This window comes from Pseudomonas sp. NFPP12, from assembly GCF_900103205.1.
Taxonomy (GTDB): domain Bacteria; phylum Pseudomonadota; class Gammaproteobacteria; order Pseudomonadales; family Pseudomonadaceae; genus Aquipseudomonas; species Aquipseudomonas protegens.
Genome location: NZ_FMWW01000001.1, coordinates 1,074,798 through 1,086,285 on the forward strand (window position 1 = coordinate 1,074,798; position 11,488 = coordinate 1,086,285).

An 11,488-nucleotide genomic window follows, 5' to 3' on the forward strand; every position below is an offset into this window, starting at 1 on the left:
GCCATGAGCCAGGACTACTCGGGCTTGAGCCGCCGTCGTTTTCTCGGCCACAGCGCACTGTTCGGCGGCGGCCTGCTGCTGGGCAGCAGCCTGCTGGCCGGCTGCGACGCGGACAATTCCAGCACCCCGGGCACGGTCGCCAGCGACCAGCCGCGCTACGGCGGGCGCCTGCGCCTGGGGATTCTCGACGGCAACCAGAGCGGCAACCTGGACGCCCACAAACCCATCGGCAGCGGCATCGTCCGAGGCTTCGCGCTGTACAGCAAACTCTGGGAATGGGACGAGCAGATGCAACCTCGCCTGGCCCTGGCGGAGTTCGCCGAACCCAATGCCGATGCCAGCGGCTGGACCCTGCGCCTGCGCCAGGGCCTGGAATTCCACCACGGCAAAAGCATCGACGCCGATGACCTGATCTTCTCCATCCGCCGCCTCACCGACCCGCAGCTGGCCTCGCCCTACGCGGCGCTGCTGCACTGGGTCGATCGCGACAACCTGGTGCGGCTCGACGAGCGCACCGTACGCCTGAGCTTTCGCGAGGGCCGCAGCTACATGCCCCTGGCGGAAACCTGGGTCAACTTCGGCGGCATCGTCCCGGTTGACTACCACCCGGTGACCAATCCGGTGGGCGCCGGCCCCTACAAGCTGAAAAGCTTCACCCCCGGCCAGCGCTCGCTGTTCACCCGCTTCGACAACTACTACAAGGACGGCCAGCCCTACGCCGACGAACTGGAGATCATCGACTTCAAGGATCAGGTGGCGCGCCTGGCGGCCCTGCGTTCCGGGCAGATCGACATGGCCAACGTGATGCCCACCGAACAGTTGCAAGTCCTGCAGCGCGACCCGCGGGTGCGGCTGCTGAAATCGGTGACCGGCAACTGGCTGTCCTTCGACATGAACCTGGACAAGCCGCCGTTCAACGACCCCAGGGTGCGCCAGGCTTTCCGCCTGCTGGCGGACCGCGAGGAACTGGTGCGCCGCGCCCTGAACGGCCAGGGCCGGGTGGCCAACGACCTCTATGCCCCCAGCGACCCGACCTTCAACCACAGCCTGGGGCCCCGCCCCCACGACCCGCAGCGTGCGGCGCAACTGCTCAAGGAGGCCGGCCAGGAAAACCTCGAGCTGGAACTGGTGACCACCCCGGGGCCGGCCCTGACCTCGGCCCTGGTGCTGGCCGAACAGGCCAAGCGCATTGGCGTGACCCTCAAAGTCCGCCAGGTGGACCTGGCGACCTTCCAGGGCCCGCAACGCAACGACTGGACCCTGAGCACCGGCGGCAGCATCGGCGCGCCGTTCCTGGCCAGCGCGATCCACACCGACGCGCCCTTTGCCGTGTCCAACAAGACCCACTTCAACGACCCACAGTTCAGCGAGGTGTTTCTCGCGGCCATGGCCCAACCCGACCTGCAACGACGCACGGCCCTGGTGCACCAGGCCCAGCAGATCCAGTACGAACGGGGCGGCATGCTGATCTGGGGCTACGCCGATCTGCTGGACAGCGTCTCCACCCGCGTGGGCGGCGCCCGGGAAGAACAGTCGCTGTTCAGCACCTGGCGTTTCGAAAGGTTGTGGCTCAACAACAGCGCCTGACCCACCGCCCGACCGTAGGAGCTGGCTTGCCAGCGAAAGCGCCCGCAAGAGCACCGCGAGCCTCAAGGGCCTCTTCGCCGGCAAGCCGGCTCCTACAGAACATTCATGCGATTCAATATGAGGCTCATGTGCCATGCCCTCCAACGCCTTCGCTCGCCCCGCATTCGGCCCGGCCCTTGCCGTAACGGTGTTTTCTTCCCTGGCGCCGCCGCTCTTCGCCGCCGATACCCAGTTGCAAACCGTCACCGTCCAGGCCAGCAGCCAGGCCGATGACGATGCCCTGCCCACCCGGCCACCGACCTCGGTGTATGGCGGCACCGAAACCAAGGTCCTGGACACCCCGCGCTCGATCACCCAGGTCAACGCCGAACAGCTGGCCAACGACCCGATCCACAGCGCCGACGACCTGGTCAAGTACGCCCCGGGCATCACCCGCGGTGGCGGGCAGAACGCCGGTATCGCCCCGCAGTTCCGCGCCCAGGGCTCGGAAGTGTTCCAGGACGGCCAGCGCGCCTATGGCGTACGCCATCCGGCCAACTTCAACGCCTACGAGGGCGCGGACATCGTCGCCGGCCCTTCTTCGGTGACCTACGGTTCGGTGTCCGGCAGCGGCGGCTACGTCAACTACCTGAGCAAGAAACCCGATTTCAGCGGGTTCAAGACCCGTCTGAGCGGCGAGCTCGGTGCCTGGGTGCCGGACGGCCAGTCTCGGGACTCGCGCAAGTTCAGCATCGACAACACCGGCCCCCTGAGCGACCAACTGGCCTACCGGGTGAGCATCACCCAGCAGCGCCAGCAGGACTACTACGACAACGTCGACAACAATTTCGATGCCTTCTACGGGGCCCTGGCCTGGCGCAACGACAACCTGCGGGTGGACTGGAACGCCAGCTACGACAACTACTACGACTACAACATCACCCACGGCTGGAACCGCGCCACCCAGCAACTGGTGGACAGCGGCAAGTACTATGCCGGGCGCGCCACGCCGATCATCCAGAACGGCAATACCCTGTGGTCGCCGGTGCTGGCCTCCGGTGCCGCCAATGCCCCGACCCTGGGCTGGGTGCAGCGCCAGCGCAACGCCCAGGGCCAGTACAGCGTGGTGGATGGCAGCTTCCAGGCGGCCTCGCCCAACACCCAGGCCAGCCACGGCACCCTGCGCGGCTGGGTCTACGACCCGAGCCTGGCGGGCAACGGCTTGACCTCCCTGTCGCCCCAGGCCGGCCAGCGCGGCGAAGACCAGAGCAGTTCACGGCGCTTCACCACCCAACTGCGCATCGAGGGCGACCTGTCCCCCAGCGTGACCCTGGCCAACAGCACCTTCTACCAGCGCTCCCGGGACCTCACCGACGCAGTCGGGGCGTTCCAGGTGCAATCCCGGGACAACCTGCTGGACAACCGCTTCGAGCTACGCTCGGGCAATGAAACCCGGATCGGCGACCTGACCCTGCGGGACGACAGCAACAGCGGGCTGATCTACCGCCGCGAGTTCAACCAGTCGATCGCCGCCAACAATCATTTCGGCTCCACCATCAACGCCTACGACCTGACCCTGGACCCTTCGGGCAAGAACCCCGGCGACCTGCTGGGGCTCACCGGCAGCAACCCGGCCGGCGGCAACGGCGCCTGGATCGGCCAACCCGGGGTGCCGCAATACTCCAACTACTACGGCTGGCTCAACCTGGCGGCCATGTACCCCGCCGGCCACGGCCTGTACGCCGAATCCCTGGCGCCCTACACCGCCGAAAGCACCTGGACCACCAAGACCCTGTTCAGCCAGCACAACCTGCGCCTGGGCGAGCGGGTGGGCCTGAACATCGGTGCCAGCCGCAGCTGGATCGACGCCCGGATCGACAACCCCTTCGTCCTTGCAGGTGGCAGCGACCGGCGCGACAGCCACAATTACCGGCTGTTCGCGTTCCAGGTCAGCCCCTACGTCAAACCCACCGAGAACAGCACCCTGTACTACACCTTCGACCGCTCCCTGGCGGTCAACACCGGGTTCTTCTCCAACGGCCTGGGCTGGGGCAGCGGCAGTGGCGCCAACCAGCTCAACCCCCTGGCGTTCCAGAGCCTGAGCGTGCTGCATGAACTGGGGCTGAAGGTCGAAGCCATCCCCGACCAGCTGTTCATGACCCTGGCCACCTTCAAGCAGGCCCGGGACCAGTCCCCGGACAGCAACAACAACATCACCCGGCTGATCATCAAGGGCACCGAGGCGACCCTGCGCTACCAGCCAGACCCGCACCTGCGCAGCGGCCTCAACCTGTCCCGGCTCAGCGCCTACAACGAATTCACCTCCCAGGCCGGCTTCGCCTCCGCCGGGTTCATCCCCGACAACGGCACCGTGTTCGGCGACAACAACAGCCTCAACCAGCGGCCCTCCGGGCGCTTCGACGCGGTGCAGATCCCCGAGTACACCGCCAGCGGCTACCTCGACTACCGCTTCGACTCGGGCTTTGGCGCCGAGCTCTCCGGCTGGTGGACCAGCAGCTGGTACCTGAACCTGAGCAAGACGGTGAAGGTCCCCGACGAATACAACCTCGACCTGGCCCTGTACTACCGCCAGCCCCAGTGGAGCACCACCCTGCGGGTGCTCAACCTGACCAACGAACTGAACTTCGTCAGCGGCCTGGCCGGCTCCACCAATACCTTCCTGCAGCCCATGCCCGGACGCACCGTGCTGGCCCAGGTGGACTACCGCTTCTAGGCACTTTCATTCTTCTGCGACCTCAGGACACTCCCCATGAGCATCGAATTCGTCGGCATGATCTTCCCCCGTCAATGGTCCGAAACCCGCGGCGTGCGCAGCCCGGACTTCGACCTGGCATTCATCCGCGAGCACGCGCGTGCCCACGAACACGCGGGCTTTGACCGGGTGCTGATCGCCAGCGGCCCGGGCAGCGCCGACAGCCTGCAGATTGCCGCCTACGCCGCGGCCCACACCGAGCGCCTGGGCTTCATGATTGCCCACCGCCCGGCCCTCAGCGCCCCCACCGTGGCGGCCCGGGCCTTCGCCACCCTGGACCACACCACCGGCGGCGGGCGCATCCGCCTGCATGCCATTACCGGCATCACCGCCGAGCCCCAGGAAGGCGACACCCTGCTGGACAAGACCGAGCGCTATCGACGCACCGACGAGTACCTGGAGATCGTGCGCCGTACCTGGACCGCCGAAGAACCCTTCGACTTCGAAGGCCGCTACTTCAACCTCAAGGGCGCGTTTTCCCCGGTCAAGCCGCTGCAGCAGCCGCACATCCCCATCTCTTTTGGCGGCTCCTCGGACATCGCCTACCAGATCGCGGTCAAGCACGCCGACCTCTACGCCCTGTGGGGCGAGCCCCTGGAGGGGGTGGCCGAACAGATCGGTAAACTCAAGGCCGCGGCCAGCGCCGCGGGGGTGGCCGCGCCCCGGGTCAGCCTCTCGGTGCGGCTGATCCTGGGGGCCACCGAGGAATTGGCCTGGCAACGGGCCGAACAGATCCTGGCGCAGATCCGCGCCAACCCGCAGTTCGCCGCCGGCGGCCCCTGGCAGAAGCGCCTCAAGGGCACCGGCTCCGAACGCCTGCTGGCGGCCGCAGCCCGCGGCGACCGCCATGACCGCGCCCTGTGGATGCCCACCGCCAGCGCCGTTGGCGCCTACGGCGACACCACGGCCCTGGTGGGCACGCCGGAGACCGTGGCCCAGGCCCTGCTGGACTACGTCGACCTGGGCGTGACCACCTTCCTCAACCGTGGCTACGACCCTTATTACGACACCATCGACTATGGGCGCTGGATCATCCCCGCCGTCCGCGAAGCCGCCGCCCGCCGCAAGCAATACCTGTAGAAGGCGTTTACGAGGCTGGCATCCGGCTTGGAGGCCCTTTCGCCGGCAAGCCGGCTTCTACAAGTGCGTTGACCTTTCCCACAACCCTGTAGGAGCTGGCTTGCCAGCGAAGGCGCCCGCAAGAGCACTGCCCGGTTCAGGGGCCCTTGGCCGCCTGCCAGCGCCTGCGCAAGCGGTGGCCGGGGAATCGGAATGCGAGTGATAGTCGATCATTTTCAACACTTTATCGGCGCCAGGCCGATGACCCAGATCACCACGAATACTCGCCAAAGCGTTAACATCCCAACCGGCCTTTGGCTTTAAACCTGTCATATCCACTTTATGCATCGCGCCCTTTGCTGCGCCATGACGGCATTTCCTCACCGGAGTCATGCACTTTGAAAACCTGGCACACACTTGTCGGCATCCTGCTGATCACCACGGCCACCCTGCTGCTGGAGATCCCTTCCGCCACCTGGCTGACCTCGGCCACTCTGAGCATGATCCTGGGCACCGCAGCCCTGGCCTACATGGCGATGTCCTGCCTGCTGGCCAGCCGCTGGGGCTGGGTCGAACGGCTGTTCGGCGGCCTTGACCGGGTCTACGAGGCGCACAAGTGGCTGGGCATCTGGGCCCTGGCATTCGCCAGCTACCACCTGGTGTTCAAGGCCAACCTGGATGAATGGAACAGCGTGCCGATCCTCGAACTGTCCAAATACTGGACGCGCCTGGTCCGCCAGCTGAGCTACGTGGCCCTGGGCCTGATCGTGCTGCTGGCACTGAACCGCAACATTCCCTACAGCCAGTGGCGCTGGTGGCACAAGCTCTCCGGCCCGCTGTTCCTGATCGTCATCCTGCACTGGCTGAGCTTCAAATCGCCCATCACCCTGGATTCGCCCTCGGGTATCTGGCTGGCTCTGCTCTGCGTCCTCGGCGTGCTCGGCGCCCTGTACAAGCTGCTGCTCTACCCCCTGGTGGCCAAGGCCGGCGAATACCAGGTGACGGCGGTCCGGGTGGAGAAGAACTCCCTGCACCTGGAGCTGATTCCCCAGGGCCGGGGCTTTCCTTTCAAGGCCGGGCAGTTCGCCTTCCTCTCGATGCAGGAAAAAGGCCTGCGCGAACCCCATCCGTTCACCATCGCCAGCGCCCAGGCCCATGACGGGCGCATCGAATTCGTGATCCGCGCCCTGGGGGACTACACCCAACGCCTGCGCCGCCAGGTCAAGGTCGGCATGCGAGCGGACATCTACGCGCCCTATGGGCGTTTCAAGCGGCCGCAGGCGGCTGCCCGGGAGATCTGGATCGGCGGTGGCGTGGGCATCTCGCCATTTATTTCCTGGCTGCAGGATGAAGCTGCCGGGCAATTCGACAAGGCCACCCTGGTGTACTGCTACAACCCGTCCCGGGCCTTCCCCAGTGTCGACACCCTGCAGGGCATGGCCCAGGCCCGGGGAGTGAACTTCGTGGCCAACTGCGGCGGCACCGAGCCCCTGGCCCAGACCCTCAAGCGCACCGCGGCCGAAACCGATCCGCAGCAGATCCAGGTCAGCTTCTGCGGGCCCAAGGGCTTGCTGGGCCAGGTCCGGGAACTGATGAGCGAGTGCCGGATTCCCCAAGGCAACCTGCACTACGAATTCTTCGAGTTCCGCTGATCAAGCCGCTGGCGGCCCTGGCTGGCGCGGCTCGCGCAGCGTCACCCAGACCACCAGCGCCGCCAGCAGGGTCATCAGGGTCAGCACCTGCAACAACTGGCTGAAAGCCTGCCCGTACAGGGCCAGCAACCCCTCCCGGCCCAGCGCCGGCAAGGCCGCCAGAGTACCGGGCAGGTCACCCCCGGCCAGTTGCCGGGCAGCCCCCATCAACGTCTCGGCGGGCAGCGCCTGATCCGCCAGGGCGTGCTGCAGCAGCCCCGCCAGCAGCGCCACCACCAGGGCCAGGGCAATGCCCTCGCCGGCCACCCGGGTGGTGCTGAAGATGCCGCTGGCCATGCCCGCGCGCTCCTTGGGCACCACGCTCACCGACAAGCCGTCCATCAGCCCCCAGGGCAGCCCGCTGCCGAGGCCGATCAGCAGCAGCGGCCAGATCCGATCGGCCGGCGCCTGGCCCGCAGCGATCCGGCTCAGCCACCACAGCCCGGCGGCAGCCAGCAACAGGCCCAGGCTCGACAGGTTGCCGGCGCTGCACCACCGGCTGAGCCAGCCCGCGGCGAACGGCACCACCAGCATCGGCGCCGACAGGGCAAGCATCAGCAGCCCGGCATCGATGGCGCTGTAGCCTTCGACGCCGATAAAGCGGATCGGCAACAGGATCAGCAGCACCACGTAGCAATAGCAGGTGGCGATGGGCAGCACCTGCACCCCGACAAAACGCGGATAGCGAAACAGCGACAGATCCAGCATCGGCCGCGCTGCACGCCGCTCGACGACGATGAACAGCCACAGTGCCAGCAGCGCCCCCGCCAGCAACAGCAGAACCCAAGGGCTGCTCCAGCCGTTTTGCGGGGCCTGCAGGATGCCCCAGGTCAGCAGCACCAGGGCCAGGGTGAAACTCAGGGTGCCGGGCCAGTCCACGCCCTGGGCGTCGGGGTCGCGGGACTCTTGCATGCGCGGCACGCCAAAGGCCAGGGACAGGCCGCCGATCAGCGCCCCGGAGACAAAGATCCCGCGCCAGCCGGCCTGTTCCACCAGGACCCCGGCGAGGATCGGGCCAAACGCCAGGCCGACACCAAAGGTGGTGCCCAGCAGGCTGAAGGCACGGGTTCGCGCCGGGCCGTCGAAGGCCTGGGCCAGGGCCGCCGAACCACCGGCCAGGGCGGCGGCACCGGCCAGCCCCTGGACCCCGCGCAAGAGGTTCAGCCACAGCAGCGACGGTACGAACACCAGGGCCAGGGAGCTCAGGCCGAACAGCGCCACGCCGAGGCTGAACAGGCGCTTGCGGCCAAATTCGTCGGCCAGGGTGCCGGCGGCCATCAGCACGCTGCCAAAAGTCAGCATGAAGGCATTGGTGGTCCAGCTCAGGGCCAGCGGGCTGCCCCCCAGTTCATGGCCGATGGCCGGGGTCGCCACCGCTACCCCGACAAAAGTCAGGGGCAGCATCAGGGCCGCCAGGCACACCGCGGCCAGCACGCCATGGGCGGACTGCCGGCGACTTTGGGCGGCCTGCCCCAGGGGTAATTCGAGTTCGGGATTCACACGGACCTCTCAAGCCCTGGCAACCAGGGGTGGGCTACGAAAAATCCATGGTAGGTATGCCGCAATCACTGAAAAACAGGGCATTCTTCCGCTCTTTACGGACAAAAACGCTGCAATCGAGGTGAACGATGGACAACCTAAACGGCTTGCAGGTGTTTGTCAGCGTGGTCCAGAGCGGCAGCCTGGTGGGCGCCGGCGAGCGCCTGGGGCTGTCTGCCTCGGCGGTGGGCAAGGCCCTGGCGCGCCTGGAGCAGCGCCTTGGCGTGCGCCTGCTGAACCGCAGCACCCGGCGCATCAGCCTGACCGATGAAGGCGCGCTGTTCTATGAGCGCGGCCAGCGCATCGTTGCCGAAGTCCAGGAGGCCGAGGCCGAACTGGCGCGGATCAGCGACAAGCCCCGGGGCCGGCTGCGGGTCAGCCTGCCGGCCATCGGCTATCGGATGCTGCTGCCGATCCTCCCGGAGTTTTCCGCGCGCTACCCGGACATCGAGCTGGACCTGGACTTCAACGACCGGCTGATCGACGTGATCGCCGAAGGCGTGGACGCGGTGATCCGCAGTGGCGAGCTGCCGGACTCGCAACTCAAGTCCAGGAACCTGGGGCCCTTCGGCTTCGTGCTGGTCGGCGCCCCCGGCTACTTCGCCCGGCGCGGCACCCCGTGCACGCCCCGGGATCTGGAGCAGCATGCCTGCCTGCGCTACAAGTTCCCCGGCGGCAGCTTGCTGCAGCAATGGAGCCTGCGCCTGCCCGACGGAGCCCCGCCGCTGGTGCTGGGCAGTGCCCTGACCAGCAACAACCTGGAATCGCTGATCCACGCCGCCACCCAGGGCCTGGGCATCGCCTACGTGCCCGAGTTCGTGGTCTGCGGGGCCCTGGCCGATGGCAGCCTGATCGCGGTGCTGGACGACTACCAGCAAGAGCGCGGCAAGTTCTCCATCCTCTGGCCCAGCAGCCGTCACCTGCTGCCCAAGCTGCGGGTGTTCGTCGACTTTCTCGGTGAACGGCTGGAGCTGGGCAAGCACCACGCTTCCCGCTGATATCCCCTCGATGCCGGGGGCTGGCCGGGCAGTCGCCGGCCCCTGCAATACATCAGCAAACTCAGATGCCAGCTTACCAATCCATGTATTCATCTTGATGTTTGCCCGCCGTAAGCTCGTCCTGGCCTGCTGCTGCAGGCCAGGCAATGTCGGTACGCCAAAAACAACAGCTAAAGGCCATCCCAATAACAATCTGATCTGCCGACTCCAGGAACCGCTATGTCAACTACCCCATCACGCCGCCCTTGCGTCGGCCTGCATCGTGGCGCCCGCCCCTTGAACGAGGTGCGCCATGACTGACTTCCAGCCCGCTCCGGGCACCGATGAACACTTGCTGCACCACCAGGGCTATCGCCAGGAGCTGCACCGCGGCCTGTCCCTGTGGTCGTCGTTCTCCGTGGGCTTTGCCACGGTCTCGCCAGTGGTGGGGATCTATTCGGTGATGGCCCTGGGCGCCATGAGCACCGGCCCGTCCTGGGTCTGGATCGTGCCCCTGTGCCTGGCCCTGCAGATGCTGGTGGCGCTGGTCTATGCCGAACTCGCCTCGCAGTACCCCCTGGCCGGCGGTTGCTATCAATGGGTCAAGCGCCTGGCTGGAGACCGCTGGGCCTGGTTCACCGGCTTCATGTACCTGGCCTCGGCCCTGGCTTCCCTGACTACCGTGGCCTACCTGGGCGGGTTCTGGCTGTGGCTGTTCGTCACCGGCACGCCGCCTTCGGCCAATGCCCAGGTGGCCAGCGGCGCCGTGCTGCTGGCGTTGGGGCTGGGGGTCAACCTGTTGGGGATCAACCCGCTGAAGTACTTCGTCAATGCCGGGATCATCGCCGAAGCCATCGCCTCCATCGGCATCGGCGTGCTGTTGCTGCTGTTCTTTCGCAACCACTCCTGGTCGCTGCTGCTGGAAGGCCTGGGCAACAGCGTCAGCGGCGATGGCACTTACCTGAGCGGCTTCGTCACCGCCATGGCAGTGGGCGGCTGGGCCTTTCTCGGCTTCGATGCCTGCTCCCAGGTGTCCGAGGAAACCGCCGATGCCCGTACCTCCACGCCGCGGGCCATCCTGCGCTCGATGCTGCTGGTGGGGCTGACGGTGATGCTCACCGCCTTTGCCGTGACCCTGTCGTTCACCGACACCGCGGGCCTGGTGGCCGGCCAGGTGGTGGACCCGGTCACCCCGGCGGTGGTGGATGCCTTTGGCGCCTGGGCCGAGCGGCCCTTCGTCGGCGTGGTGCTGGTGGCGTTCATTGCCTGCGTGGTCTCGGTGCAGACCTATATCGGCCGCGCGGTATTCGGCATGGCCCGGGACTCGATCCTGCCCGCCTCGGCGTTCCTGCGCCGGGTGGATGGGCGCAAGGTGCCCTTCGCCGCCATGCTCCTTTGCACCCTGTTCGCCAGTTTTGGCCTGGCCCTGGGCCTGAACGCCACGGCCGTGGGCACCCTGATCGCCTTCGGCAGCGGGGGCTTCTTCATGGTGTTCCTGATCGTGATCGGTTGCGCCCTGGTCCATCGCCTGCGTGGCCGCTGGCGGCCCGACGCCGGGGTCTTCAACCTCGGCCGCTGGGGCCTGCCGGTGAACCTCGCGGCCTTTGTCTGGCTGCTGTTCGAGAGCGTCAACGTGGCCTGGCCCCGGGAATCCCTGGCGCCGCCCGGAGCGCCCTGGTTCCAGGTCTGGGCAGTGGTGCTGGTGTTCTCGACCCTGGCCGTGCTGGGCCTGATCTACATGGTCCTGGCCAAGCCCTACCTGCGCCGCGACAGCAGCGCATCCGACCGCGGCTGAATCCTCATGCGCTGTCAGCGACAGCGCATTCCCTCCCCGCTACTGGCCCGGCGCCTGCTGCGCCGGCCGCTTCACGCCTGATGTTTCT

General features: G+C 67.0%; 7 protein-coding genes. 6 read left to right on the forward strand and 1 reads right to left on the reverse strand.

Annotation, left to right across the window (positions count from 1 at the left end):
- Positions 1–3: 3 nt before the first annotated feature.
- From BLS75_RS04580 to BLS75_RS04595, 4 genes are all read left to right on the forward strand, one after another.
- Entirely contained in the window at positions 4–1,587 is a 1,584-nt protein-coding gene (locus tag BLS75_RS04580; RefSeq protein ID WP_072450425.1) for an ABC transporter substrate-binding protein, read from the forward strand.
- A gap of 133 nt (positions 1,588–1,720) precedes the next feature.
- Positions 1,721–4,300 carry a TonB-dependent receptor plug domain-containing protein gene (locus BLS75_RS04585; RefSeq protein ID WP_072450426.1) on the forward strand — a complete coding sequence of 860 codons (2,580 nt, stop codon included), beginning with the start codon at positions 1,721–1,723 and terminating at the stop codon, positions 4,298–4,300.
- A 36-nt stretch (positions 4,301–4,336) separates the two neighbouring features.
- On the forward strand, positions 4,337–5,419 hold the full coding sequence (locus BLS75_RS04590; protein WP_072450428.1) for an LLM class flavin-dependent oxidoreductase: 1,083 nt from the start codon (positions 4,337–4,339) through the stop codon (positions 5,417–5,419).
- A 377-nt stretch (positions 5,420–5,796) separates the two neighbouring features.
- Positions 5,797–7,050, forward strand: coding sequence for a ferredoxin reductase family protein (locus BLS75_RS04595; protein ID WP_011061206.1), 1,254 nt, complete (start codon positions 5,797–5,799; stop codon positions 7,048–7,050).
- On the opposite strand, the gene BLS75_RS04600 is transcribed toward BLS75_RS04595, so the two are convergent.
- Complete coding sequence (locus BLS75_RS04600) at positions 7,051–8,589, reverse strand: MFS transporter (RefSeq protein WP_011061205.1); 1,539 nt, start codon at positions 8,587–8,589, stop codon at positions 7,051–7,053.
- Between the two features lie 128 nt (positions 8,590–8,717).
- On the opposite strand from BLS75_RS04600, the gene BLS75_RS04605 reads away from it, so the two are divergent.
- Both BLS75_RS04605 and BLS75_RS04610 read left to right on the forward strand, forming a co-directional pair.
- Complete coding sequence (locus BLS75_RS04605) at positions 8,718–9,626, forward strand: LysR family transcriptional regulator (protein ID WP_072441906.1); 909 nt, start codon at positions 8,718–8,720, stop codon at positions 9,624–9,626.
- Between the two features lie 292 nt (positions 9,627–9,918).
- Positions 9,919–11,400, forward strand: coding sequence for an APC family permease (locus BLS75_RS04610; protein WP_072450429.1), 1,482 nt, complete (start codon positions 9,919–9,921; stop codon positions 11,398–11,400).
- Positions 11,401–11,488 lie beyond the last annotated feature (88 nt).

Coding starts and splice junctions, on each gene's coding strand:
- BLS75_RS04580 (WP_072450425.1), top strand. CDS start 4: ATGAGCCAGGACTACTCGGGCTTGAGCCGCCGTCGTTTTCTCGGCCAC.
- BLS75_RS04585 (WP_072450426.1), top strand. CDS start 1,721: ATGCCCTCCAACGCCTTCGCTCGCCCCGCATTCGGCCCGGCCCTTGCC.
- BLS75_RS04590 (WP_072450428.1), top strand. CDS start 4,337: ATGAGCATCGAATTCGTCGGCATGATCTTCCCCCGTCAATGGTCCGAA.
- BLS75_RS04605 (WP_072441906.1), top strand. CDS start 8,718: ATGGACAACCTAAACGGCTTGCAGGTGTTTGTCAGCGTGGTCCAGAGC.
- BLS75_RS04610 (WP_072450429.1), top strand. CDS start 9,919: ATGACTGACTTCCAGCCCGCTCCGGGCACCGATGAACACTTGCTGCAC.